The organism is Jiangella sp. DSM 45060 (assembly GCF_900105175.1).
Taxonomy (GTDB): Bacteria; Actinomycetota; Actinomycetes; order Jiangellales; family Jiangellaceae; genus Jiangella.
In genome coordinates this window covers 5,231,697-5,257,859 of sequence record NZ_LT629771.1, presented here as the reverse complement: position 1 = coordinate 5,257,859, position 26,163 = coordinate 5,231,697, and the positions used below count along the sequence as shown (strand labels likewise).

Below are 26,163 nucleotides of genomic sequence, written 5' to 3'. Positions count from 1 at the left end.
ACGCCAAGCGTTCGATCATCGCCTCTGCCCCGTCGCTGATCGGCGCGGGCTGAACTGGCGGCGATGGGGGTTGAGCGGTGGCGGCACCAGGCGAGATTCAAGCTGCTCTGAAGACATGGCGTGACGGCCTCGTTGGGCTCACGCGCGCCAACCGCCTTATCAAGTTCAACTCCCCAAAGAGGTCATCACTCCTGATCGACAGTCCGTCGCCCGATGAGGTACTCGCTCGGATTCAATCAGGGCGACCCCAGGGGATTCGCGGCGACGTTCTCCCGGTTCACGACGAGGCGGTACCTGCGCCACCGGTCACCACGCCGACGCCTAGCGGCTTCCTCCACGCGCCGAGACCGGACATCGAGCTGGGCCCGATGCTGCGCACCTTGATGCGGAAAGCCAACGCGGAATACCTGGATCGCGGTCTGTCTGTCCTCTACGTCGCGTTCGGCATGCTGCATTGGAAGGAGGTCGATGGGACGGACATGACCAGTCCGCTCCTGCTCATGCCGGTAACGCTGATCCCCGAAGGCCCGAAGGGGACGCCGCGCCTCACCAGTGGCGAGGACGACTCGGTACTCAATCCGGCGCTTGCACTGCGCTTGAAGGAGTTCAACATCGAGCTGCCCAGGATGGACGCGCTCGACGACTTGTCGGTGTCCGCGACCCTGGCTGCTGTACGCGCTGCACTGGAGAGCAACAAGGATTTCAAGGACTGGGATCTCCGCAGCGTCGTGTATCTATCGACCTTCTCGTTCGCCAAGGAAGCGATGTTCAGAGACCTCCTGGACAATGAGGATCGGATCCTCGACCATCCGGTCGTCCAGGCGCTCGCCACTTCGGACCCCACTCAGCAGGCCTCGGACTTCCAGTTCGATCTGGTAGATCCCGCTGATATCGATCGCGTCGCTCCACCGGAGTTGACGCCTCTCGTCCTCGACGCGGACTCGTCTCAACGAGCTGCCATCGCAGCTGCGCTGGCAGGGCACAGTTTCGTCATGGACGGACCCCCGGGCACCGGGAAGTCCCAGACCATCGCCAACATGATCGGCGCCCTGTTGCATGCAGGGAAGACAGTGCTCTTCGTTTCCGAGAAAATGGCCGCACTCGACGTGGTCCGGAATCGCCTCTCGGATGCCGGCCTTGCGAACTACCTGCTAGAACTGCACTCACATAAGGCGAGCCGCAAGGAAGTTGCGACGGAACTACTGCGATCCCTGGACAACGTCGCACAGGCTCCGAAGGGCATGGACTCAATTTCCCGTGCGAGCGTCAAGGATCGCCGCGAGAAGCTGAACGCATATGCCGATGCGATGAACAGGGTTCAGCAACCTCTGAATCTCTCCCTGCATCATGTCCTCGGGAGGCTATCTGTCCTGGCCGACGTCCCCTCCGCTCCGATTCCGGAAACGCCGCCCACGGACCTGACCCAAGAGGATTACGCGCGTGTCCATGAGGCGACGGCAAGGCTCGTGCGCGCCTGGCGGCCGGCGGCACAGGGAAGTTCGTTCCTCTGGCGTGATGTTCGCGACGAGTCATCTCTCGATATTCGTCTCTATCAGGCTCGAACAGCACTGGAACAGCTCCAGGGAACTGTAAACCTCAACGCAGATCTCGTGTCGGCGTTCGACCTTGAGAAGCCCAGTGACGTGCCGCAGTTGCTGTCACTCCTCGATCATCAGCACCGAGATCACCCGGGAGAGGTCCCTGAGTCCTGGGTCACCACAGCGGACTGGCACGCCACGATTGACGCCCGCCAGATGCTTGGCGAACAGATCGCGGCGGTCCGAGGCGCCGAGGCAGTGGTTCTCGACCGTGCCGGCGTGCCCTGGACGGCGCTTCCTGGTGACGCGGCCATTCCGCCAACGCCAGGTGCGGTCGCCGCGACGGCACCTGTCGAGTTGGCTGGGTTAACTGCCGACGAGCTCTACGTCGCGGCCGAACGGTTCGAACACACCGCTCAGGAGCTCGTCGATCGATCCGCGGGCCTCAGCGGCCTGGCGCGTTCTTTCGGCCTCCCGGAAGTGGTGACATTCGCGCAGGCCGATCGAGTACACCGTCTCGTCGAGCTCCGGGACAAGGACGTTCATCCACAACGGAACTGGCTGACGGCCGCAGGGCTCGCCGAGGCCCGCGAGGCGGCTCGGGCGCTGCAGCAACAGGAGGCCATGCTCACCGCTGCCGAGGCGAAGGCTTCGACGGTGTTCACGGCGGCGGCGCTCGCCGCTCCGCTTGCTGAATTGCGGGAGCGGTTCACCAACCTCCACAAGGGCTTGAAGAAACTGTCCGGCGACTACCGCGCCGACAAGAGGACAGTAGCCGGGCTCTTGAACAGTGCCACGAATCTCAAGGAAGGCATCAAGCACCTGTCCGATGCTGTCGCATGGGGCGAAGCGACTCAGGCGTTCGACATGTTGGCCGCGAGCCGGAGCGAGCTGTTGGGAACCCACTGGAACGGTCGCGAGACTGACTACGACTCTCTCGCGACCGCGCTGACGGTTGCTGATGAAGTCATAGCCTTGACCGGCGACGCCGTGCCGCACGAGTTGGCTGGTTTCCTGGCCGGCCACGACACGAACGAGGCTCAGCGTGCAATAGCGGACTCCGCGCGCTTGGCCCTGGACGCGTGGAAAAGCAGCCTCGCACCCGCGCCACAGCTCGCTGGCCGTCCTGAGTTGCTGCTCGAGCCCATCAGTGCATCCGTAGCGTGGCTCAGCGCCCACATCGGTCCAATGCGCCAGGCCGCAGCGCGCATCGCGACGGTCAGCGCGGTGACCGGCCGAGCCCACACGCTTCACGAAGTCGACGCCATCCTCGAGCTGAGCGAAGCAACGAGACGAACACACGAGGTGATTAGGGACTCTGAACAGCGTTACCGAGACACCCTCGGCGCGTACTTCGCCTTCGCCGAGACAGACCTCGCGGGTCTGGACACCGCTATGGCGTGGGCTGCGCTCTTGAGGGAGATGATCGGCGGCCCGCTGAGCAGCGGTCAGGTCAAGGCGCTGGCCGACTCGCATCTGATCGACAACCTCAGCCCGGCGTACGAGAGATGGGTTGAGCGCCGGCAGCAGATCACGAACGCTTTCGGGGTTGCTCGTCAGCCGGAACTGCACCGCGAGTTCGACGACTACACCATGGCCGTCGAACTCATCGAAGAATTCCGCGACGATACCGTCGGACAACTTGAGTGGTTCGAGTATCAGGTCGCCCGGGAGGAACTCGCTGCGCGAGGCCTTGACACCGCCATCGACTTCTGCATCGAGCACCACGTCCCTGCCGACGAGGTGCCGAAGGTCGTCGATCGTGCACTACTGCGTGCTTGGGCTGAGGCCGTCATCCACAACGACTCTGATTTGAGGCCGGTGCGCGCTGACGACCGCACTGCGTTGGTGGAGGAGTATCGGAAACTCGACCGAGCGCTGATCACCGGTGCGACGAGCGAGATCATTCGTGTCGCGAACTCTCGCAGGCCCGCCAATACCGGCATTGGAGAGCCGGCGATCATTCGCCGGGAAGGAACCAAGCAGAAGCGCCATATTCCTGTGCGCGATCTCGTCGCGCGCGCCAGGACGACTGCGATGTCGATCAAACCGGTCTTCATGATGTCGCCGCTGGCCGTCTCGCAGTACCTTCCGCCGGACATCTCCTTCGACGTTGTGATCTTCGACGAAGCCTCACAGGTCACACCGGGCGACGCGATCAACTGCATATATCGAGGTAGGGCGTTCATCCTGGCCGGCGACGACAAGCAGCTCCCGCCGACATCGTTTTTCGAGCGCAGTACCGATGACGACCATGGCGATGATGAGACGGACGTCAAGGACTTCCAGTCCGTCCTGGAGCTCGCCAAAGCCTGTGGGTCCTTCAACAACCTCGGCCTGCGGTGGCACTACCGCTCGCGTCATGAATCGTTGATCGCCTTCTCCAACTACAAGTTCTACGAAAGCAAGCTCGTCACGTACCCGTCGTCCCAGCTCGAGGGCGCTGACGTGGGTGTCGAGTTCTTCAACGCTCACGGGATGTATCGGCGCGGTGGAGGGGCCGACAATCCCGCCGAGGCTCGCAAGGTGGCCGAGCGAGTCATCGAGCACTTCGCCAATCGCCCCGAGCTGACGCTTGGAGTCGTGACGTTCTCTGTCGCGCAGGCGGATGCCGTCCAGGCTGCGATCGACGAAATGCGTGAAGCTCATCGAGAACTCGACCGCTTCTTCGACAGCGGTGATCGCCTGGATGGATTCTTCGTGCGGTCCCTCGAGTCAGTGCAGGGCGATGAGCGAGACGTGATCATCTTCTCGATCGGCTATGGCCCAGATGAAGCCGGCAAGATCACGACCAACTTCGGTGTGCTCAACAAGGACAAGGGATGGCGCCGTCTCAACGTGGGCATCACACGAGCGCGGCAGCGGGTCGAGGTCGTGGCGTCGATGCGCGCCGGTGACATCCCACCTTCTCCGAACGAGAACGTCGAATTTCTTCGAGCGTATCTCGACTACGCGGATCGCGGCACGTCGACGCTCGCTGTACCGTACAGCTCGACGGGACTCGAACCAGAGTCGCCGTTCGAGGAGTCCGTTATCGCGGCAATCCGGTCGTGGGGTTACACAGTCGAGCCCCAGGTTGGCGCTGCAGGGTTCCGAATCGACATCGGTGTACGACACCCGGTCCATCCTGGGATGTTCGCCATCGGCGTCGAATGTGACGGTTTTCAGTACCACTCGGCTCCAGCAGCGCGTGATCGCGACCGGCTGCGCGACCAGATTCTCGGTGGTCTGGGATGGACGCTCCACCGGATCTGGGGCACCGCCTGGTATCGCAACAGGACGCAGGAAGAGACCAGGCTGCGGAACGCGATCGAGGCGGCGGTTGCGGCGCCTGTCACGGGTCGCATCCGCAGAGTTGCCGAAATCGAGCGGCCGATCGTCGAGACCACTGAGGTGCAGGTACCATCGACTCCGACGTGGACCAGCGACTACATAGTTGCCAGGCCGGTGCGACTTCCCTACTGGGTAGAACCGGGCGAGCCGGGAAACGACCTGCACATGATGGATGCGCTGGTTGCGCTGGCTGACGTCGAAGGGCCAGTCCATCTCGATCTCGTCTATGAGCGCATTCGCGGCTGGTGGAACATCGGTCGAGTCTCGTATAAGGTCCGCGACAACGTCGATCGCGCAATCCGGCACTCCCCAATCCTTCGTGACGGTGACTTCATCGACATGCCCGATCGAGCCGTTGATCGCGTCCGGGTTCCCGCGGGGCCTGTCAGTCGGAAGGTCGAGCACGTTCACCTCGACGAGCTCGCGCTGTCCGTTCAACTCCTGCTCAACGACGTTGGCGCGGCGCTGCGAAGTGAGGTCATTCAACAGATTGCCAGGCTGTTCGGGTGGGCCAGGACCGGAGCGATCGTCGATCGCAGGATCAATGAAGCTATTGACCTCGCGGTTCGAGGTGATTCGGTTACCGAGGACGGCGCCCGACTCGTGGTGTCGGAAGGCTGAGGCTCCGACCGTTCTACCGGCCGATGCCGGTCAGGCGCACCTCCGAACCGTCCGTGGCCGAGCGGGCGATCTCGAGCTGGCGGACGAGGAAGGCCTGTTCGTCCAGCTTCTTGCGGCGCATCCAGGTGGTGACCTCGGCGTTGCATTTGCTGGCGTTGCAGGAGCGGCAGGCGGGCACGACGTTCGTGAGCGTGTAGCGGCCGCCGCGGGAGATGGGGAGCATGCAGTCCTTCTGCAACCTCGACTGCGGCTCGGACGCGCCGCAGTAGGCGCAGCCGCCCCAGGCCGCGGTCAGGGCCGCCCACTGGGCGTCGGTGAGGTCGTGGTCGGACTTCGCCATGCGGCGCTGACGGCGGCGGGCGTAGACGGCGGCTCGACGGCGAGACGGCACGGTCTGAGCGTACGGCCGCAGGTCGCTCGATCCGGGTATTGACCTGCGCTTCAACACAAAAGACCGCGACGCAGCACCGGTGTGGGACTGCGTCGCGGCCGACCGGCATCAAAAGTGGTGGAAGCACCTCCGCCGGCGCCACCCAGCATACGCGACCCTCAGGGCGTGGCGGCGCGCTGACGGTGGCCGCGGACCTTCGCGAGGTTGCCGCAGCGCTGCATCGAGCACCACCGCCGCTTCCCCGGCCGGGACGTGTCGACGAGCAGGAGGCCGCAGGTCTCGGATGCGCAGACGCGGATCCGAGACGCCAGGGGGCCGGCGAACAGGTCGACGGCGTCGCGGGCGATCGACGACAGCGCGGCGGGCGTCGTCGGCGCCACCCACCCCACTCCGCCGCCGACCGCGCTCAGCGCGGGCACCAGCGGGGGCGCGGCCGCCGCGGCGTTGATCGTCGCGATGTCGGAGGCCTGGACGGAGCCGCCGGCGGCCAGCGACCGGGCGGTGTCCGTGATGGCGGTCCGCAGCGGCCGCATGGCGGCGAGATCCGCGGGCCCGGCGGTCAGGCCGTCGACGCCGAGGATGACGCCGAGCCAGTGGGCGAGGTCGCCGGGGGTGTGGACGATCTCCCACCGCGCGGATTCGCCCTCGCCGCCGGTGTGGCTGAGGTCGAGCGACACCCGCCCGGTGAGGAAGCGCACGCGGACGGAGAGGGGGAGGTCCGATCGGCGTTGCATGAAACCACTATAACCGGTTACGTTGACGCCATGACGCTCATCACGCACATCAACCCCGAGTCCATGCACACCAACCCCGCGTTCAGCTGGGCCGTGCGCGTCGCCGCGGGAGCCGACCTGGTCTTCATCGGCGGCCAGAACGGCGTCGATGCCAGCGGGCAGGTCGTCGGGCCGGACATCGCGAGTCAGACGCGGCAGGCCCTCACCAACCTGCTGACGGTGCTCGACGCGGCGGGCGCCCGGCCGGAGGACGTCGTGAAGTGGACGATCCTCATCAAGGAGGGCGCGTCGCTGCAGGAGGGCTTCGCCGCGTTCGGCGAGGTCTGGGGGCAGCGCCCGAACCCGCCGGCCATCACTGGAGCGTTCGTCGCCGGGCTGGCCGTGCCCGGCGCGCTGGTCGAGATCGAGGCCGTCGCGGCGGTGCCGCCCGCGGGGTAGCGTCGCCACCATGCCGGACGAGAAGGACACCCTCAAGCGCTATCTGCAGGCTCAGCGCGACGCGCTGCGGTGGAAGCTGGACGGGCTCGGCGAGCGCGACGCTCGCTGGCCGGTGACGCCGACCGGAACCAACCTGCTCGGGCTGGTCAAGCACGTCGCGAGCATGGAGTACGAGTACTTCGGCATCGTCTTCGACCGGCCCGCGCCCGAGCCGCTGCCCTGGCTCGACGACGACGCCGAGGACAACGCCGACCTCTGGGCGACGGTCGACCAGTCGCGCGCGTGGGTGACCGCCTTCTACGAGCGGGCCATCGCGCATGCCGACGCGACCATCGACGCGCTGGCGCTGGACGACACCGGCACCGTGCCGTGGTGGCCGGCCGGCGGGAACACCGTCACGCTGCACTGGATCCTCGTGCACATGATCGCCGAGACCGCCCGGCACGCCGGCCACGCCGACATCGTCCGCGAGACCCTCGACGGCGCCATCGGCCTGCGCCAGGGCGTCTCCAACCTCCCCGACCGAGACGCCCAGTGGTGGGCCGGCTACGTCGACAAGCTCAAGCGCACGGCCGAGGAGGCCCAGTACCGCACCTGACGCTTCAGTCCTGGCCGTGCCACGACCGCCAGAGCGACGCGTACGCGCCGCCCGCGGCGACGAGTTCGTCGTGCGGGCCGAGCTCGACGATGCGCCCGGCCTCCATGACGGCGATCCGGTCGGCGTCGTGGGCGGTGTGCAGGCGGTGCGCGATCGCGATCACCGTCCGGCCGGCCAGCACGGCGGCCAGCGACCGCTCCAGGTGCCGGGCCGCGCCGGGGTCGAGCAGCGACGTCGCCTCGTCGAGGATCAGGGTGTGCGGGTCGGCCAGCACGAGCCGGGCCAGCGCGACCTGCTGCGCCTGCGCCGGCGACAGCTCGGCGCCGCCGGACCCCACGGCCGACGACAGCCCCAGGGAGGACGCCCACTCCCAGGCGTCGACGGCGCGCAGGGCGGCCTCGACCTCCGCGTCGGAGGCCGAGGGACGTCCCAGGGCGACGTTGTCGCGCAGCGAGCCGCGGAAGACGTGGTGCTCCTGGGTGACGAGGGCGACCTCGGTGCGCAGCCGGTCCAGCGGCAGGGCCGAGACGGGGACGCCGCCGACGGTGATGGCGCCGGTGCGGGGTGCGTGGATGCCGGCCAGCAGCTTGCCCAGGGTGGACTTCCCGGCGCCGGACGGGCCGACGACGGCGAGCCGCTCGCCCGGCGCGATGGTCAGCGAGACGTCGTGGAGGATGTCGTGGCCGGGCCGGTAGGCATGGCTCACCCCGCGCACCTCGAACCCCTTTGATTTGACGGTATCGGTGCGAGGCGCTGCCCGCTCACCCTCGAAGACAGCCGGATCGCGCCGTACTCCCCGCAACCGCGCCATCGCCGCCCCGCCGATCTGCAGTTCGTTCAGCCAGAACAGCAGGGTGTCGACCGGGATCAGCAGCTGCTGTGTGTAGAGCGTCGCGGCCGTCACCGCGGCCAGCGTCACCATGCCGTCCAGGTACAGCAGCCCGCCGACCACCAGCGTCGCGAACACCGGCAGCACGAACGCCACGTCGATGGTCGGCAGGTACACCGTGCGCAGCCGCAGCGTGGCCCGCTCCGCCGCGTACGACGTCGCGATGTCGGTCTGCACGCGCTCGAAGCGCCGGCCGCCCAGCCGCAGCGCCTCGACCGTCCGGGCGCCGTCGACGGTCTCGGCGAGGCCCTCGGCCAGCCGCGAGTAGGACGCGTTCTCGCGCAGGTAGGCGTCGCGGGCCCGGCGCAGGTACCAGCGCGACGCCGCCCAGAGCACCGGCACGCCGACCAGTGCCGGCAGCGCCAGCAGTGGCCCGAGCAGCACCAGCCCGCCGAGCGTCAGCACGATGGTGACCAGGCTGATCAGCGTCTCCGGGATCGCGTAGCGCACCGCCCGGGCCAGCAGGTCGACGTCGCGGGTGGAGCGGGTGACGAGGTCGCCGGTGCCGGCCTCCTCGACGGTCCCGAGCGGCAGCGCCAGCACGCCGTCGACGAAATCCTCGCGCAACTCGGCCAGCACCCGCTCGCCCAGCCGCGCCGCCACGAACATCGCCAGCCCGGTCAGCGCCGCCTGCACCACGACGAACAGGCAGATCAGCAGCGTCACGCGGGTGACCTGGTCGACGCCGTCGGTGACGTCCTCGACCAGGCGGCCGAGCAGCCAGGGCCCGGCCAGCCCGGACGCCGCGCCGAGCGCGTGCAGCGTGACCGCGCCGGCGACCGCGCCGCGGTGCCGCAGCGCGAGCCGCCGGGCGTGCCGGCGCACCTCCCGCGCCGACGCCACGGGCAGGCCGTTCGCCTCAGCCGGCCGGCTCACTGGGGTCCCTCCTCACGGGCGACCAGCGCGCGGTAGCGCGGATCGGCGATCAGCGACGCGTGCGTGCCGGCGGCGACCGCGCGGCCGCCGCCGTCGACCAGCACGACCGCGTCGGCGTGGTCGAGCAGGATCGGGCTGGTCGCGAACACGACGGTGGTCCGGCCGGCCCGGGCGGCGGCCAGCCGGGCGGCGATCCGGGCCTCGGTGTGCGCGTCGACGGCGCTGGTCGGCTCGACCAGCACCAGCACGTCCGGGTCGGCCAGCACGGCGCGGGCCAGCCGCAGCCGCTGCAGCTGGCCGCCGGAGAACTCCTTGCCGCCCGCCGCGACGACGGTGTCCAACCCGCCGGGCAGCGCCTCGAGGACGTCGGCGGCCGACGCGACCTCGACTGCGGCCAGCACCCGCGCGTCGTCGACGATCCCGTCGACCGCCAGCTCCGACCGCAACGAGCCCGCGAACAGCCGCGCCTCGTTCCCGGACACCAGGATCCGCCGCCGCACCTCCGCGACCTCGACGGAGTCCAGCAGCACCTCGCCGTACGTCACGCCGGACTCCGTGTACCGGCCCAGCCGGTCGGCCAGCGCCGCGGCGTGGCCCGGCGCCGCGCACACGACCGCCGTGAACCGTCCGCCCGCGGCGACCAGCCCGGACGCCGGGTCCACCAGATCCCCACCCGCCGGCGCCGCCGAGCCGCCGGCCTCGATCTCCGGCCGCAACGCCAGCAGCGTCACCACCCGCCGCGCCGCCACGTACGCCTTCATGAACGCGCTCGCCCCGATGCTCAGCCGCCGCACCGGCGTCGCCAGGAACACCGCGTACCCGTAGAACGCGACCAGCTGGCCGCCGGTAAGGTCGCCGGCCAGCACCTGCCGGGCGCCGAGGAACACGATCAGCGCGACCAGCAGCCCGGGCAGCAGCATGCGGGCCGCCTCCAGGGCGGCCTCGGCGCGGGCGAGGTGCACGCCGGCCCGCCGGACCCGCTGCGACTCCGCGTCGTAGCGCCGTCCGAACAGTTCCTCGCCGCCGATGCCGCGCAGCACCCGCAGCCCGCCGACGATGTCGACGGCCTGGGCGGTCAGCTCCGCCTGCAGGGAGCGCAGCCGGGCCTGGCGGTCGTGCAGCGGCCGCAGCAGCAGCGCGACCGCCGCCACCATCAGCGGCACGCCGATCAGCACGACCAGTCCGAGCCGCCACGACGTCGCCAGCATGATCGCCGCGACCACGACGATCGAGGCGACCGCGCCGATGGCCCGCGAGCTGAAGTCCAGCGCCCGCCCGATCTGCGTGACGTCGGCGACGCCCACGCTGAGCACCTCGCCCGCCGACGTCTTCCGCGGCAGCGTGGCGCCGAGCCGCGCGGCCTGCCGCGTGACCAGCTGCAACGTCCGATACCGGGCGCCGAGCGCGTTGGCGAGGGCGCACCGGTCCTGCAGGATGCCGGTGGCCGCCTGCAGCACGCCGAGCGCCAGCACCACGCCGGCCCACAGCAGCAGGTCGCCGCGGTCGCGCTCGGTCAGCCCGTCGTCGATGGCCCGCCCGACGGCGTATGGCATCAGCGCCTGCGCGGTCGGCCAGATGACGCCGTAGAACGCGCCCAGCAGGACGACGCCCAGCTGGGCGCGGGCCAGCCAGAGCAGATAGCGCCCGGGCGTGAGGCGACTCGGCTCGCCGGGATCCGGATCGGGAAATCGCCGCACGAAACACGGGACCCTAGCCGCCGGCGCTCCCGCTGGCAACGCGATTTCGGCGCCCCTCTTGACCATCGCGGCCGCGGCCGCCGACCATCGACGCGATGGGCAGGATCAGACGCTGGCCGGTGTCGTCGTCCGCGCTGCGTTCCGTCGGCTACGACCCGCAGACGTGGACGCTCGAGGTCGAGTTCGACTCCGGCGCGATCTACCGCTACCTCGACGTCGAACCCCTCGACGTCGAGGCGCTGTTCGCGGCCGACAGCATGGGCGCCTACCTCAACGAGGAGATCAAGCCGCGCTACGAGGCCGTCCAGGTCGAACGCTAGGTCCGGTCGAGCGCGCGCAGCACCAGCCGCGCGACCTCCTGGACGTCGACGCGCGGAGCAGCGGTCCAGGCCGGCGCGGACGTAGCCGAGGTCGCGCGGCCGGAACCACCACGACTCCACGACGACCAGGCCGGGCAGCGCGGCCGCGATGCTCCACATGGCCTCCATGGCGACCGGGCAGCGCGGGAGCGAGGTCTGCGGCCAGCGTGCTCTTGCCCGCGCCCGGCAGCCCGTTCACCAGGACGAGGTGGTCGGCCACCGGGTCATGGTCGCAGACCGGGGCCGCCCAGTGGGTCAGGGCGACGGCGTGAGGGGCTCGAGCGCCGCGAGGCCGGACCCGACCAGCGGGGACGGGGGAGCGGACTGCGGCGGGGTGGCCCGGAAGGCGCTCGGCGCGAGGCCGTAGACGGCGCGGAAGCGGCGGGAGAAGTGGTAGGCGTCGGCGAAACCGCACTGGACCGCGATGGCCTGCAGCGACAGGTTGCTCATCCACAGCAGCGGCTCGGCCCGCGCCAGTCGCAGCCGCTCCAGCGCGGCCACCGGCCCGAGTCCGAACCGGCGCTGGAACGCCCGGCACAGCGTCGACACCGACACACCGGCGGTGGCCGCCAGTCGCTCCAGGCCCACCGGCCGGGCGACGCCGTCGGACCAGGCGGAGCGGACGGCGGACATGGCGGCCACGATGGGCGGCGGCAGCCCGGACGCGTCATCCGAGGTCACCGGCAGTGGGGCGAGGAACGTCAGCACCAGCAGCCGCAGCGTCTCGGCGGCCTGCTCGCGCCAGCCCGGCGGGCAGCCGGCGCCGAGCCAGAGCAGGTACTGGCACAGCGCGCCCATCGGGTCCGGCCGGCCGCCGAGGTCACGCACGACCGGCCAGGACGCGGACGCGGACCAGCCCGACTCCGCCAGCGTGAAGTGCACGTACGCATGCCGCGTCGGCCGCCGCGGGTCCCACCGGAAGGTGTCGCGCATGCCCGGCCGCACCAGCAGCAGCGTCCCCGGCGCGAGCGGCACGGTGAGGTCGTCCCAGTGCCAGGTCGCGCTGCCGGACAGCAGCCAGACGAACTCGTAGGTGCGGGCGTCGCGCGGGCCGAAGGTGGAGCCCGGCGGGTAGTCGGCGACGGCCGGCCCGAGGCGGGGGACCAGCCCCACCTCGAACCCGGGAAGGCCCGACGAGACGACGGCCTCAGCGGTCACAGCCACCGTCGCGATCCGGCCGGATCCGCGGCTGCCGCAGCTGCTCGACCCCCTTGTAGGCGTACGGGTCGCGCCCGGCGACGAGAACGACGTCGCGGAAGTCGGCCTGCGCCATGTTCTGGCCCTCGTGCGGCAGCGCCCACGGCAGCAGCGACTCGGCGCTCATGTAGTGGTTGGTCAGCGCGCGCCGGTAGCCGTGCCGTCCGCTGTTCGGCAGCGACTTGTGCAGCAGGTAGCCGTTGAACAGCAGCACCGACCCGGCGGTCAACTCGACCGGCACGGCGTCGTCGTCGGACCAGGGGAAGTCGAAGGACTCGACGGTGCAGTCGTAGCGCGGGTCGTCGTGCTCGCGGTTGGGGTAGATGACGCCGTCGCGGTGCGAGCCGGGCAGCACCCAGAGGCAGCCGTTCTCGACGGTGGCGTCATCGAGCGCGATCCACGCGGCGGTGAGCGAGCGGTCGCGCGTCGGGATGAACATCTCGTCCTGGTGCCAGGCCTGGCCGGGCTTCCCCTCGGCCTTGACGAACAGCATCGACTGCATGGCCTTGACGTTCGGCCCGATGATCCGGGTCAGGCCGTCGACGATCGTAGGATGGCGCATCGTGTCGAGCATCAGCGACGACAGCTTGTGCGGGTAGTGGACGCAGAGGAACCGGTGGATCACGTCGTCGTCGGTCTCGTCCGGCGACGAGGCGGCGGCGCCCTCGATGGCGCCGAGCTCGCCGCGGCAGATCCGGGCCGTCTCGGCCAGCAGCGCGTCCACCTCGGCCCTGCTCAAGGCGTCTTCCAGGATGACGAACCCGTCCTCGGCGTAGCTGCTCTCCAGGGTGGTCGACGGGGTGTCCGGTGCGATGGTCATGGCTCTCTCCACGGGCGACGAGACGGATGGTCGAGCCCAGCGTGCCGTCGCGCACGTCGTCGGGGCCATGGCTCCACCGCGCTGCCTGATGGCGAATCCTGTCACAGTGGGTCGGCGGCCGCTACGCCTTGACGGTTTCGGAAAAGTGCGCGTAGTGTCGGCGACACATTTCTTAATACGTATGAAGTGGAGACGCGAACGTGCCACCCCAGGGGCGACGACGCCGGCCGACGCAGGTCGACATCGCACGCCGCGCCGGCGTCTCGCAGGCCACCGTCTCGCTGGTCATCAGCGGCGGCGCGGCCAGCGACCAGATCGCCGAGTCGACGCGGCAGGCCGTGCTCGCCGCGGCCGCCGAGCTGGGCTACTCGGCGAACGTGGCGGCGCGCAGCCTCAAGGGCGGGCGCAACCACCTGCTCGGGCTGTACACGTTCGAGCCGGTGTTCCCGACCGACCAGCGCGACTTCTACTACCCGTTCCTGCTCGGCGTCGAGGAGGAGACCGCGGCCCAGGGCTACGACCTGCTGCTGTTCAGCTCGGTCAGCTCGGGGGCCGACCGGTCCATCTACGCCGGCGGCGCGAACCGGCTCAAGCTCGCCGACGGCTGCGTCCTGCTCGGCCGCAACGTCCGCCGCGAAGAGCTGAACGCGCTGGTCCAGGAGGACTTCCCGTTCGTCTTCATCGGCCGCCGCGAGGTCGACGAAGGCGAGGTCAGCTACGTCGGGGCCGACTACGTCGCCGCTACCAGCGCGATGGTCGCCGAGCTGCACCGGCGGGGCCACGAGCGCATCCTCTACCTGCGCGCCATCGAGGACACCGAGCCCACCCGCGACCGCGAGCAGGGCTACCGCGAGGGCCTGGCCGCCGCCGGCCTCGAGGTGGACGAGCGGCTGATCCAGGGCCTGGCCGACCCCGCCGACCTGTCCGCCGAGCACGTGCTGCACTGGATCGGCAGCTACGGCGTCACCGCCATCCTGGTCGAGCCGACCGAGGACAACCGGCTGGTCGACGCGCTGACGGCGATGACCGACAGCGAGCGGGTGCGCTTCCCTGAGGACTGCTCGATCGCCCTGCTCGGCGAGCCGCCGTCGTGGACGCCGGAGCTGCGCGACTGGACCCGGTTCTCGCTGCCGCGGGCCGAGATGGGCCGCGAGGCGGTGCGCATGCTGGTCGAGCTGCTCGGCGCCGCGCAGTCGACGACGCGGCAGGTCACCATCCCGTGCACGTTCGTCCCCGGCGACTCCATCGGCCCCGCGCCACGGGACGGCACGGCATGATCAAGATCGTCCTCCGCCGCCTGCTCATCGGCCTCTTCGTGATGTGGGGCGCCGCCTCGCTGATCTTCGTCATCGTGCGCGTCGCGCCGGGCGACCCGGCCACCGTCATGCTCGGCCCGGACGCCGACCCGGAGCAGATCGCCCGGCTGCACGAGACCCTCGGCCTGGACCGGTCGATGTTCGCGCAGTACCTGAGCTTCCTCGGCGACGCGGCACGGCTCGACTTCGGCGACTCGCACCGGCTCGGCCGGCCGGCGATGGAGGCGGTCTTCGACCGGCTCCCGGCCACCATCGAGCTGACCCTCGCGGCCACCGCGATCGCCGTCGTCGTCGGCCTGACGCTCGGCCTGATGGCCGGCGGCCGGCCGGGAGGCGTCGTCGACCGCGTCGTGTCGGCGGCCACCATCGCGCTGCAGTCCTTCCCGACGTTCTGGGTCGGCATCATGCTGATCCTGGTGTTCGCGCTCGGGCTGCGGCTGCTGCCCAGCGCCGGCGTCGGCACGCCGCAGCACATGGTGCTGCCGGCCATCACGCTGGCGCTGCCGTTCACGGCCATCGTCGCCCGGCTGACCCGCAGCTCCGTCGCAGAGTCGATGCGCGAGCCGTACGTGCAGACCGCGCGGTCCAAGGGGCTGACGGAGCCGCAGGTGCTGCTCGGCCACGCCCTGCGCAATTCGCTGATCCCGGTCGTGACGGTGGTCGGCCTGCAGATGGGCGCGCTGATGGGCGGCGCGGTCATCGTCGAGAACGTGTTCGCCTGGCCCGGCCTCGGGTCGCTCGTGGTCGACGCGGTCGCCAACCGCGACTACGCCGTCGTCCAGGCCGTGACGCTGCTGATCGCCGGCATCGTCATGGTGCTCAACCTGGTCGCGGACCTGCTGTACACCCAGCTCGATCCGCGCATCCGCATGGAGGGGGCGTCGTGACCGCCGCCGTCACCCTGGACACGCCGCTCGCCAGGACCAGGCGCCGCGGCGGCTGGCTCGGGAAGATCCCGTACGTCGTCATCGCGATCTACGTGCTGGTCGGGCTGATCGGGCCGCTGCTGCTCGACTACGACCCCGTGCACACGCCGTTGGAGGACCGGCTGCTCGCGCCGGGCTCGACGACGGCCGACGGCGGCACGGCCTGGCTCGGCACCGACGACCTCGGCCGCGACGTCCTGGCCCAGATCGTCTACGGCGCCCGCACGTCGGTGCTCATCGGCGTCGCGACGGTGGGCATCTCGAGCGTCGTCGGACTGCTGCTCGGCGCCGTCGCCGGGTACGCCCGCGGCTGGCTGGACGCCGTCCTGGCCCGCATCTTCGACGTGCTGCTGGCGTTCCCGGCGATCCTGCTCGCCATCGTCATCGCCGGGGCCTTCCAGCGCAGCGTCCTGCTGGTGGTGGTCGCGCTGTCGGCCACCGCGTGGATCTCGTTCGCCCGGGTCACCCGCAGCGTGGCCCTGTCGTTGCGGGAACGGGCCTGGGTCGACGCGGCCCGGGTGCTCGGCGTGCCGCAGCGCGCCATCCTGTGGCGGCACATCCTCCCGTTCACCGCCGGGCCGATCGTCGCGCTGGCGACGCTGGAGTTCGCCCTGGTCGTCCTGGCCGAGGCGGGCCTGAGCTTCCTCGGCATCGGCCTGCCCTCGTCGACGGTGTCTTGGGGCCAGACCATCGCGAACGGCAAGTCCTACCTCGAGACGGCGTGGTGGATCTCCACCCTCCCCGGCATCGCGCTGTCCCTGCTGATCATCAACGTCGGGATCCTCGGCGACCAGCTGACCGCCCGGTACGGGCGCGGCCGCCGCGACCCCTAGGCACACGAAGGAGCCATCCCATGACCCGATCCAGGGGCCGCCGTCTCGCGACGACCGTCGCCGCGGCCGCAGCGCTGCTGCTCGCGGCCTGTTCGACGACGTCCGGCGGCGGTGACGACACCTCCGACGCGGGCAACTCCGGCGAGGCGACCGGCGGCGACGTCGTCGCGGCCGGCACGTACCCGATCGAGAGCCTCGACCCGCACGGCGCCCAGGGCGCCTCGACCGGCACCCAGTTCGCCGGCCAGGCGGTCTTCAGCCGGCTGGTCCGCCCGTCCGCCGACGGCTCGCTGGTCGGCGACCTCGCCGCGGAGTGGACCGCGAACGAGGACGTCACGCAGTGGACGTTCACCCTGCGCGACGACGCCACGTTCAGCGACGGCGAGCCGGTGACGGCCGAGGACGTCGTGGCGTCGTTCGACCGGATGATCGCGCTGGACGGCCCCAACGCCGGCAACTTCCCCGAGTACACGATGACCGCCGCATCGGACACCGAGGTGACCATCACGTCGCCGGCGCCCGACGCCGCCGTCCCGGGCAAGCTGCTCATCTTCTACGTCATCCCGGCCGGCGTGGCGCCCGACGACACCGCGTTCTTCAACGCGCCGGTCGGCTCCGGCCCGTTCACCGTCGGCGCGTTCACCCCGGGCGACTCGCTCGAGCTGGTGCCGAACGAGAACTACTGGGGCGACGTGCCGCAGGTCGACACCGTCACCGTCCGCAACATCCCGGAGCTGTCGGCGCGCCTCACCGCGCTGCGCACCGGCGAGGTCGACGTCGTCTGGGGCATCCCGGACGACCAGCTCGGCGCGCTGCAGGGCGAGGACACCCTCACGGTCGAGACGGTGCAGAGCACCGCCGTGTACACGATGTGGTTCAACTCCTCGATCCCGGCGCTGACGACGCCGGAAGTGCGGCGGGCGCTCTGGCAGGCGGTCGACTTCGAGACGATCATCTCCACGCTGTACCCGGAGACCGGGGCGCTGGCCGACGCGCCGGTGTCGCCGCTGGTGCTCGGCTACGCGCCGCAGGAGCCGGTCGGCCACGACCCCGAGGCGGCCCAGGCGGCGCTGACGGCGGCCGGGTTCGACTTCTCGCAGACGCTGCGGCTGCAGTTCGCCAACGCCGAGTTCCGCCCGTTCGTCCAGGCCGTCGTGTCCGACCTCGCCGAGATCGGCGTGACCGTCGAGCCGCTGGAGAAGGAGCAGGCAGTCTTCACCGAGGACCTGCTGGCGCTGAACTGGGACGTCAACTTCCAGCAGTTGGCCACCCCGACGTACGACGCGGCCAGCAACCTCGGCCGCCTCTACACCTGCGCGGCCGGTCGCAACGGCTACTGCAACCCGGAGCTGGACGCGCTGCTCGCCGCCGCCAGCGCCACCAGCGACGAGGCCGAGCGGACCGACCTGTACGGCCAGGCCAGTGAGATCATCTGGCGCGACGCCGTGGGCATGTACCCGATGGCGGTCAGCCTGGCCTACGCCTGGAACAGCGACCTCGAGGGCTTCACCCCCGACCCGAGCGGCCTGCCCGACTTCTCGACGGTGACGGTCTCGGGCTCGTGAGCGAGGTGCGGACGGCGCGATCCGGAGGCGCCCCGGTGGCCCGGCACGAGGCGTTGCTGCGCGTCGACGGGCTGACCGTCGACCTGCCGGGGACGCGGGGCGACGTGCGGGTGGTCGACGGCGTGTCGTTCGACGTGCCGGCCGGCACCACGGTCGGCCTGATCGGGGAGTCCGGCAGCGGCAAGACGATGACCGCCAACGCGATCATCGGGCTGCTGCCGGACGGCGCCCGCACCGGCGGCCGGCTGCTGTGGCGGGGCGAGGACCTGCTGCACGCCGACGGCGCCCGCCGCCGGAAGGCCCGTGGCCACGAGATCTCGATGATCTTCCAGGACCCGCTGGCCGCGCTGAATCCGACGCAGCGGATCGGCCGCCAGGTCGGCGAGATCCTGCGCCGCGACGGCATCGGACGGGCCGAGGTGCGCCGGCGGGTGGTCGAGCTGCTGGACCGCGCCGGTGTGCCGGACCCGGCCGAGCGGGCGAACCGCTACCCGCACGAGTTCTCCGGTGGCCTTCGGCAACGGGCGATGATCGCGCTGGCCCTGGCCGGCAGCCCGTCGCTGCTGCTGGCCGACGAGCCGACGACGGCGCTCGACGTCACCGTCCAGGCCCGCATCCTGACCCTGCTCCAGACGATCCAGCAGGACGAGGGGCTGTCGGTGCTGCTGGTCAGCCACGACCTGCGCGTGGTCGCGAACGTCGCCTCGGAGGTCGTCGTCATGTACGCCGGGCGGGTCGCCGAACGCGGCCCGGCGCCCGTCGTGCTGCGCCGTCCGGCCCATCCGTACACGAAGGCGCTGGTCCGCAGCGTGCCGGCGGTCCGGACGAAGACCGCGCTGGCCGACCCGCTGCCCGGCGCGCCGGCCACCCCGGCGAACCGGCCGGCCGGCTGCCCGTTCCACCCGCGCTGCCCGATCGCCCGCGATCGCTGCCGCACCGAGGTCCCGGCGGTCCGTGAGGTCGCGCCCGGCCGGGCCGCCGCCTGTCACTTCGCCGAGGAGGTGCTCGCCGCGTGACGCTGCTGGAGATCCGCGACCTGCGGGTGACGTTCGGCCGCCGGCGCGACCCGTTCGTGGCCGTCGACGGCGTCAGCCTGGACGTCGCCGCCGAGGAGACCGTCGGGCTGGTCGGCGAGTCGGGGTCGGGCAAGACCACCGTCGCGCGCTGCGTCGCCGGGCTGCAGCGGCCCGACGCGGGCACCGTCACGTTCGAGGGCCGGCCGCTGGAGCGGGTCGGGCGCCGCCCGGCCGAGCTGCAGCGCGCCGTGCAGATGGTGTTCCAGGACCCGCGGTCGTCGCTGAACCCGCGCATGAGCATCGCCGCGATCATCGGCGAGGCCTGGCGCACGCACCCGTCGGCGGCGCCGGACGGCGACCGCACCGCCGCCCTGCACGCGCTGCTCGCCGACGTCGGCCTGGACGCCGACGTCGCGTCGCGGCGGCCCGGCGACCTGTCCGGCGGGCAGTGCCAGCGGGTCAGCATCGCCCGCGCGCTGGCCGTCAAGCCCCGGCTGCTGGTCTGCGACGAGGCGGTGTCGGCGCTGGACGTCAGCGTGCAGGCGCAGATCCTGCGGCTGCTGGTGGACCTGCGCCGCACGCACCACCTGGCCATGCTGTTCATCTCGCACGACCTCGGGGTCGTGCACCAGATCGCCGACCGCGTCGCCGTCATGCGCCGCGGCGAGATCGTCGAGGAGGGCCCGGCCACCGAGGTGCTGGCGGCGCCGAAGCACGAGTACACCCGCGCGCTGCTGGACGCCGCCCTCGACCTCGACGACGCCGGACCGGCGGTGACGGCATGACCGTCCCCGAACCGCGCGGCTGGAACACCTGGGACGTCCGCACCCACACCGGCATGACGCACCTGCCGTCCGGGCTGTGGGTCCGGTTCGGCCTGCGCGACGCCGCCGGGGCGCCCGTGCTGGACGGCTTCACCTGGCGCAACGGGCTGGTCCGGCTCGGTCACCACACCGTCGACGGCTCGTTCGCCGAGGTCACGGTCGAGTCCGGCGGCGTCGAGCTGCGGCTGACGATGGCCGGCGGGCCGGGCGACGAGCTGTACGTGCGGGCCGAGTCCGCGGGGACCGTCGTCGTCGAGTGGCCGGACGCGACCGGCTGGCGGCTGGACCGCGACGGCGACGACGTCCTCGTCGCCCCGACGGACTCCGCGGCCACGGTGCACGACACGGGCGCCGTGCTCGAGCAACGCCGCGCCGCCGCCGACGCCGCGCGGCCCACGTCGGGCGGCTGGTACCGCGACGCCGCCGACGCGCTGACCCGCGCCGTCACCTGGAACACCATCCACGCGCCGGACCTCGACCGCGTCATCACCCCGACCTCACGCGACTTCGTCAGCGTCGAGCGGCAGGGCTTCTACGGCAGCTGGGCGCTGCACGCCTGGGACACCTTCTTCACCGGGCTGGTGGCGAGCGTCGTCGACCGCGACTACGCGCGCGGCATCATGGCCCAGATCCTGCCGTTCGCCGACGCCGCCGGGATGATCCCGAACCGCGTCAGCGACGAGCGCGGCACCACCTGGGACCGGTCGCAGCCGCCGGTCGGCGCGCTGACCGTGCTGTCGGCGTACCTCGCCGGCGGGCTGTCCGACGAGACCCGCGACCGGCGCCTCCTCGAAGCGACCTACGAGGGTCTGCTGGCCTGGCACGACTGGTGGCCGGCGCACCGCCGGGGTCCGCACGGGCTGCTGGCGTGGGGCTCCGACCCGGTCGACGGCGACCCGGAGTCGGCCACCCTCGACCGCACCAAGCGCGAGTCCGGCCTGGACGACTCGCCCATGTACGACGAGGCCGCGTACGACCCCGCGACGCACACCATGGACCTCGCCGACGCCGGCCTCAACGCGCTGCACGTCGCCGACGCCGAGGCACTCGCGGCCATGGCGCGGATCCTCGGCGACGACGCGACCGCCGCCCGGCTCACGGCCGAGGCCGAGGACGCGCGCGCCACCGCCGCGAAGCTGTTCTGGGACGACACCGCCCGCCAGTACCGCAACCTGCGCGCCGACGGCAGCCACGACCCGCACGTCTCGCCGACGTTGCTCTACCCGCTGCTCGGCGGCTTTCCGGACGCGGCCACGGCGGCGAGCATCGCCGACGCGCTGCTCGCGCCGGACGTCCTCGGCGGCGACCGGCCGCTGCCCAGCGTCGCCCGCAACGACTCCGGCTTCGCCGCCACCTACTGGCGCGGCCGCATCTGGGCGCCGATGGCCTACCTCGCCGTCCAAGGGCTGCGCCGCTACGACCTGCGCGACCACAGCCGCGCGGTCAGCGGCGCGCTGCTGGAGCTGTTCCTCGCCGAGTGGGAGACGCACAGCGCGGTCCGGGAGAACTACCCGGCCTTCGACGGCGAGGACCTCACCGGGTTCCAGCAGCGCTCGGACGGGCTGATGGCATGGGGCGGGCTGCTGGCCCACCTGGCGTTCGGCGAGCTGGCCGAGGCACGGCCCGACGGCTGGCGCTTCGCCCACCCCGGCGTGCCGGCCGAGCTGGCGAACCTGCCGCTCGGCGACGGACGCCTGACGGTGACGGCGGCCGACCGGCTGGTCGTCACGCTCGACGGCGTCGTCCTGATCGACGCCGCGCCGGGCGTCGTCGTCACCGCGTACCGGCGCACCTCCACCGAGGTCAGCGCTGTCCTCACGGGCAGCGGTGACGTCCGCATTCACGGCGGGCCGGAAGTCGTCACCGTCGACGGCGGCACCCGGCACGTCCAGTTCGTCAGAGAGGGAACACCCGCGTGAGCAGTGAGACGGCAACGACGACCGACATCCTCGTGGTGGGCGGTGGGCTCGGCGGCGTCGCCGCGGCCCTCGCGGCACTGCGGCGAGGCAGGTCCGTCCTGCTCACCGAGGAGACCGACTGGATCGGCGGCCAGCTGACCAGCCAGGGCGTCCCGCCGGACGAGCACACCTGGATCGAGCGGTTCGGCAGCACCCGCAGCTACCGCGAGCTGCGCGAGAACATCCGGGCCTACTACCGCACCTGGTACCCGCTGGCCGACTGGGCCCGTGAGGCACACGACCTCAACCCCGGCCAGGGCCGGGTGAGCCGCCTCTGCCACGAGCCGCGAGTGGGCGCCGCCGTGCTGGAGGCGATGGTGGCGCCGTGGATCGCGGCCGGCCGGCTGCGCGTCCTGTACCGGCACCGCCCGGTGGCCGCGAGCGTCGACGGCGACCGCGTCACCGCCGTCGTGGTCGAGGGCCCGGACGGCGACCGGCTGGAGGTGCGCGCCCCCTACGTCCTGGACGCGACCGAACTGGGCGACCTGCTGCCGCTCACCGGCACCGAGCACGTCACCGGGTTCGAGTCGCGGCACGACACCGGCGAGCCCAGCGCGCCGGACGAGGCGCAGCCGGACAACATGCAGGCGTTCTCGTGGGTGTTCGCGGTCGACCACCGCGCCGGCGAGGACCACACCGTCGACCGGCCGGCCGGGTACGCCGCCTGGCGCGAGTACCAGCCGCCGAAGTGGCCGAACCCGCTGATCAGCCTGCGTGCGCCGGACCCGCGGACGCTCACGCCGTTCGAGCGGGCGTTCCTGCCCAACGGCGACACCGGCCCGGTCGTGGCCGACCAGTCCAAGGACCCCGGCGACCGCGAGCTGTGGGCGTTCCGGCGCATCGTCGCGCGGTCGGTGTTCCGGCCCGGCTTCGCCGACAGCGACGTCACCGTCGTCAACTGGCCGATGATCGACTACCTGCCCGGCCCGCTGATCGGGGTCAGCGACGAGGAGCGCGACAAGCACCTCGCCGGCGCCCGCGAACTGTCGATGTCGATGCTGTACTGGCTGCAGACCGAGGCGCCGCGGCCCGACGGCGGCACCGGCTGGCCCGGGCTGCGGCTGCGCGGCGACGTCATGGGCACCACCGACGGGCTGGCGAAGGCGCCGTACATCCGTGAGTCGCGGCGCATCCTGCCGCGGCGGCGCGTCGTCGAGCAGGACCTGTCGCTGGCGGTCCGCGGCGACGCCGGGGCCGTCGCGTACCCGGACTCCGTCGGCGTCGGCATGTACCGCATCGACCTGCACCCGTCGACCGGCGGCGACACCTACATCGACGTCGCCAGCAGCCCGTTCCAGATCCCGCTCGGCGCGCTGCTGCCGCAGCGGGTGCGCAACCTGCTGCCGGCCGGCAAGAACATCGGCACGACGCACATCACCAACGGCTGCTACCGGCTGCACCCGGTGGAGTGGAACGTCGGCGAGGTGGCCGGTGCGCTGGCCGCGCACTGCCTGGCCGGCGGGCTGGAGCCGGGGCAGGTGCACGAGTCCGGCGAGCTGCTGGGCGCGTTCCAGGACGAGCTGGCCGCCGACGGCGTCGAGCTGGCCTGGCCCGAGATCAAGGGGTATTGATGACTGATGGTCGCGCCCTGCTCAGCGGGGTGATGGTGCCGCTGGTGACGCCCATGAGCGCGCCGGGCGAGCCGTCCGCCGCCGCCGCGTACGGCCTGCTCGACGCGCTGGCGCAGGCCGGTGCGCGCAGCCTCATGCTGTTCGGCAGCAACGGCGAGGGGCCGCTGCTGCCCACGTCGGCGCTGACGGAGTTCGCGGCCGGGGTCGCGGCCCGCTGGCGGGAGCTGACCGGCGACGGCCCGGTGCTGGCCAACGTCACGGCCGCCGGCACCGCCGAGGCGCTGGAGCGGGCCGCCGCCGTCCGCCTGGCCGAGCCGGACGCCCTCGTCGTCAGCCCGCCGATCTACTACCGGCACCGCGACGACGAGGTGGTCGCGCACTTCGCCGCGTTCGCCGGGCTGGGCGTGCCGGTGGTCGCGTACAACGTGCCGAGCTACAGCGTGCCGATGACGCCCGCCGTGCTGGACGAGGTGCTGGCGATGCCGCACGTCGTGGGCATCAAGGACAGCTCCGGCGACCTCGCGCTGCTCGGCCGCGTGGTTGCCGCGGCCCGCCGCCGCCCCGACGTCGGGGTCAGCCAGGGCTCGGAGACGCAGCTGGTCGCCGGACTCGAGGCGGGCGCCGACGGCATCGTGCCGGGCATCGCCAACCTCGCGCCGGTGCTGTGCGTCGAGCTGTACGACGCCTTCCGGTCCGGGCGGACGGCCGCGGCCGACGCCGCCCAGGAGACCGCCGACCGCGTGGTCGCGCTGCACACGGTCCGGCGCGGCGTCCCCGCCGTCAAGGCCGTCCTCGAGTCCCGCGGGCTCTGCCCGCCGCACGTCGCCGCGCCGTTCGTGCCGGTCACCCCGGACGAACGGGCCGCCCTGCTGGACCTGCTCCGCCCGCTCGACGCCCACCTCATCGCCCCCCGCTGATCCCGCCGCTTTGCAATGAGCACCACGACGTATCACTGCGCGGCCGATGCGTAGTGGTGCTCATTGCAAAGCGGGCCGGGGCGACTCGACCGAACAAGGAGCCCGCCATGGAACGCACCTCGATCAGCCGTCGCACCCTCGTCCTCGGCACCGCCGCCGCCGGAGTGCTGGCCTCGGCCGCGCCGTCGTTCGCCGCCACCGGCTCCGCCGAGGGCGACTTCCAGGAGTCGCTGGTGTTCCAAGCCGGCGATGACGGCCTGTCCGTCTTCCACGTCTTCGGCCTGACGACGACGGTGGCGGGCTCCGTGCTGGCCTTCGCCGAGGCCCGCATCACCCCGCACGACGCCGACCCGCACCACCTCGCCGTCCGCCGCAGCCGCGACGGCGGGCGCACCTGGGAGCCGCTGCGCTACGTGCGCCGCTCCGACGGCGTCCAGTCCTTCATCAACCCGACGCCGCTGGTCGACCGTGAGTCCGGGCGCATCTTCCTGTTCCACGCCGAGTGCTTCCGCGACGCGGGCAACACCGGCGGCTCACCGGACAGCTCGCGCCTCTACGTCGTGACCAGCGACGACGACGGCGAGACGTGGTCGTCGCCGGAGGAGCTCACGCAGCTGTTCGACGGCGACCCCAACGGCCAGACGCTGCACATGCCCGGCCCCGGTCATGGTCTGCAGCTCGCCGACGGCCGGCTGATGCTGCAGGTCTGGCACCGCCGCGCCATCGCGTTCCCGGTCGCCGAGCGGCGCTACGGCGTCACCGTCATCCACAGCGACGACGGCGGCGCCAGCTGGCAGGCCGGCGGCGGCGTCCCGCTGGACGGCGCCTACCCGCTGAACGAGGCGCGGCTGATCGAGCGGCCGGACGGCGCCGTGGTGGTGCTCGGCCGGTACGCGTCCGGCGGCACGCATCCGCGCATCGTCTCCGTCAGCACCGACCGCGGCGCCACGTGGTCGCCGCCGGTGCTGGACGCGGCGGCCCGGCCGGTCAACGCGATCGACACCGGCATCGTCCGGCTCACCGGGCTGGGGGAGCGGGAGGACAGCCGCATCGTGTTCTCGCGCACCGACTCGCCGACCCGGCGGAACATGACCGTCTCGATCTCCTACGACGAGGGAATGAGCTGGCCGTACAGCCGGGTCCTGACCGAGGGCCCGGCGTCGTACTCCGACACCGTCGCGCTGCCGGACGGGCGCATCGGCGTGCTGTACGGGCGCGAACACGTCCCCGGTGTGACGACCAGCTTCTCGCGCGACATCGTGTTCGCGACGTTCGACCTCGCCTGGCTGACCGGTGGCGCCGACACCGGCCGGCGCGGCCCGGCGACGCGGCTCTCGTTCGAGGTCGAGGACCTGCCCGCGACGACGTCGCCCGGCCTCACGGTGGTCCGGACGGCCGACCAGGCGGCCAGCGGCGGCAACGTCCTGGAGGTGCGCGCCACCGACTACGGCCAGTACCTCGAGGCGACGCTCGAGATCACCCGCGGCGGCCAGTACGACCTGTACGCGCGGTTCCGGCACCAGTCCAACGCCGGCGTCGTCGTCATCGACGTCGACGGTACGCGGCTGGGCGGCCCGATCGACACGTCGACGGTGTCGGTGCGGTCGTTCCGGACCGAGCGGGTCGGCCGGGTCGCGCTCGGCCGCGGCCGGCACACCGTCCGCTTCACCGTCGTCGACAAGCAGGTCGACTCCAGCGGCGTCCGGTTCAGTCCCGACCTCATCGGGCTGGTGCTCGCGTGATGTG

General features: G+C 71.6%; 20 protein-coding genes. 14 read left to right on the top strand and 6 right to left on the bottom strand.

What is annotated here, in order from left to right; all coding sequences use genetic code 11:
• The first annotated feature begins 77 nt into the window (after nucleotides 1-77).
• On the top strand, nucleotides 78-5,492 hold the full coding sequence (locus tag BLU82_RS23330; protein WP_092623415.1) for a DUF4011 domain-containing protein: 5,415 nt from the start codon (nucleotides 78-80) through the stop codon (nucleotides 5,490-5,492).
• Nucleotides 5,493-5,505: 13 nt separating this feature from the next.
• Here BLU82_RS23330 and BLU82_RS23325 read toward each other — a convergent pair whose 3' ends face one another.
• Both BLU82_RS23325 and BLU82_RS23320 read right to left on the bottom strand, forming a co-directional pair.
• Nucleotides 5,506-5,832, bottom strand: coding sequence for an HNH endonuclease (locus BLU82_RS23325; RefSeq protein WP_092623414.1), 327 nt, complete (start codon nucleotides 5,830-5,832; stop codon nucleotides 5,506-5,508).
• A 209-nt stretch (nucleotides 5,833-6,041) separates the two neighbouring features.
• A complete protein-coding gene (locus tag BLU82_RS23320) occupies nucleotides 6,042-6,617 on the bottom strand; it encodes an ABATE domain-containing protein (RefSeq protein ID WP_092623413.1) in 576 nt (191 codons plus the stop codon).
• 30 nt (nucleotides 6,618-6,647) lie between these two features.
• On the opposite strand from BLU82_RS23320, the gene BLU82_RS23315 reads away from it, so the two are divergent.
• Complete coding sequence (locus BLU82_RS23315; protein WP_092623412.1) at nucleotides 6,648-7,055, top strand: RidA family protein; 408 nt, start codon at nucleotides 6,648-6,650, stop codon at nucleotides 7,053-7,055.
• 10 nt (nucleotides 7,056-7,065) lie between these two features.
• Nucleotides 7,066-7,653, top strand: a complete 588-nt coding sequence (locus BLU82_RS23310; RefSeq protein WP_092623411.1) for a DinB family protein — start codon at nucleotides 7,066-7,068, stop codon at nucleotides 7,651-7,653.
• 4 nt (nucleotides 7,654-7,657) lie between these two features.
• Here the strand turns inward: BLU82_RS23310 and BLU82_RS23305 are convergent, their stop codons facing one another.
• Nucleotides 7,658-9,418, bottom strand: a complete 1,761-nt coding sequence (locus BLU82_RS23305) for an ABC transporter ATP-binding protein (RefSeq protein WP_092623410.1) — start codon at nucleotides 9,416-9,418, stop codon at nucleotides 7,658-7,660.
• Nucleotides 9,415-11,115: an ABC transporter ATP-binding protein gene (locus BLU82_RS23300; RefSeq protein WP_092623409.1), complete on the bottom strand. Its 1,701-nt coding sequence runs from the start codon at nucleotides 11,113-11,115 to the stop codon at nucleotides 9,415-9,417. The genes BLU82_RS23305 and BLU82_RS23300 overlap by 4 nt, the downstream gene beginning before the upstream one ends.
• Nucleotides 11,116-11,210: 95 nt before the next feature.
• On the opposite strand from BLU82_RS23300, the gene BLU82_RS23295 reads away from it, so the two are divergent.
• Nucleotides 11,211-11,435 carry a KTSC domain-containing protein gene (locus tag BLU82_RS23295; RefSeq protein ID WP_197682409.1) on the top strand — a complete coding sequence of 75 codons (225 nt, stop codon included), beginning with the start codon at nucleotides 11,211-11,213 and terminating at the stop codon, nucleotides 11,433-11,435.
• Between the two features lie 294 nt (nucleotides 11,436-11,729).
• Here BLU82_RS23295 and BLU82_RS34385 read toward each other — a convergent pair whose 3' ends face one another.
• Both BLU82_RS34385 and BLU82_RS23275 read right to left on the bottom strand, forming a co-directional pair.
• Entirely contained in the window at nucleotides 11,730-12,638 is a 909-nt protein-coding gene (locus BLU82_RS34385; protein WP_157741209.1) for an AraC family transcriptional regulator, read from the bottom strand.
• A complete protein-coding gene (locus tag BLU82_RS23275; RefSeq protein WP_092623407.1) occupies nucleotides 12,622-13,491 on the bottom strand; it encodes a phytanoyl-CoA dioxygenase family protein in 870 nt (289 codons plus the stop codon). The genes BLU82_RS34385 and BLU82_RS23275 overlap by 17 nt, the downstream gene beginning before the upstream one ends.
• Nucleotides 13,492-13,691: 200 nt before the next feature.
• On the opposite strand from BLU82_RS23275, the gene BLU82_RS23270 reads away from it, so the two are divergent.
• The 10 genes from BLU82_RS23270 (at nucleotide 13,692) to BLU82_RS23225 (ending at nucleotide 26,159) form a co-directional block, all read left to right on the top strand.
• Nucleotides 13,692-14,768, top strand: a complete 1,077-nt coding sequence (locus BLU82_RS23270) for a LacI family DNA-binding transcriptional regulator (RefSeq protein ID WP_092623406.1) — start codon at nucleotides 13,692-13,694, stop codon at nucleotides 14,766-14,768.
• Complete coding sequence (locus BLU82_RS23265; RefSeq protein WP_092623405.1) at nucleotides 14,765-15,694, top strand: ABC transporter permease; 930 nt, start codon at nucleotides 14,765-14,767, stop codon at nucleotides 15,692-15,694. Before BLU82_RS23270 ends, BLU82_RS23265 begins: the two co-directional genes overlap by 4 nt.
• Nucleotides 15,691-16,566: an ABC transporter permease gene (locus BLU82_RS23260; protein ID WP_092623404.1), complete on the top strand. Its 876-nt coding sequence runs from the start codon at nucleotides 15,691-15,693 to the stop codon at nucleotides 16,564-16,566. The genes BLU82_RS23265 and BLU82_RS23260 overlap by 4 nt, the downstream gene beginning before the upstream one ends.
• A gap of 20 nt (nucleotides 16,567-16,586) precedes the next feature.
• Nucleotides 16,587-18,131, top strand: a complete 1,545-nt coding sequence (locus BLU82_RS23255; protein WP_092623403.1) for an ABC transporter substrate-binding protein — start codon at nucleotides 16,587-16,589, stop codon at nucleotides 18,129-18,131.
• A 35-nt stretch (nucleotides 18,132-18,166) separates the two neighbouring features.
• Nucleotides 18,167-19,147 (top strand): ABC transporter ATP-binding protein, encoded by a 981-nt coding sequence (locus tag BLU82_RS23250; protein ID WP_092623402.1) that lies wholly within the window; start codon nucleotides 18,167-18,169, stop codon nucleotides 19,145-19,147.
• On the top strand, nucleotides 19,144-19,932 hold the full coding sequence (locus BLU82_RS23245) for an ABC transporter ATP-binding protein (protein WP_231947566.1): 789 nt from the start codon (nucleotides 19,144-19,146) through the stop codon (nucleotides 19,930-19,932). The genes BLU82_RS23250 and BLU82_RS23245 overlap by 4 nt, the downstream gene beginning before the upstream one ends.
• Nucleotides 19,929-21,890, top strand: a complete 1,962-nt coding sequence (locus tag BLU82_RS23240) for a trehalase family glycosidase (RefSeq protein ID WP_092623400.1) — start codon at nucleotides 19,929-19,931, stop codon at nucleotides 21,888-21,890. Before BLU82_RS23245 ends, BLU82_RS23240 begins: the two co-directional genes overlap by 4 nt.
• Complete coding sequence (locus BLU82_RS23235) at nucleotides 21,887-23,500, top strand: FAD-dependent oxidoreductase (RefSeq protein ID WP_092623399.1); 1,614 nt, start codon at nucleotides 21,887-21,889, stop codon at nucleotides 23,498-23,500. Before BLU82_RS23240 ends, BLU82_RS23235 begins: the two co-directional genes overlap by 4 nt.
• On the top strand, nucleotides 23,500-24,417 hold the full coding sequence (locus tag BLU82_RS23230) for a dihydrodipicolinate synthase family protein (RefSeq protein ID WP_092623398.1): 918 nt from the start codon (nucleotides 23,500-23,502) through the stop codon (nucleotides 24,415-24,417). Before BLU82_RS23235 ends, BLU82_RS23230 begins: the two co-directional genes overlap by 1 nt.
• A 107-nt stretch (nucleotides 24,418-24,524) precedes the next feature.
• Entirely contained in the window at nucleotides 24,525-26,159 is a 1,635-nt protein-coding gene (locus BLU82_RS23225; RefSeq protein WP_092623397.1) for an exo-alpha-sialidase, read from the top strand.
• Nucleotides 26,160-26,163 lie beyond the last annotated feature (4 nt).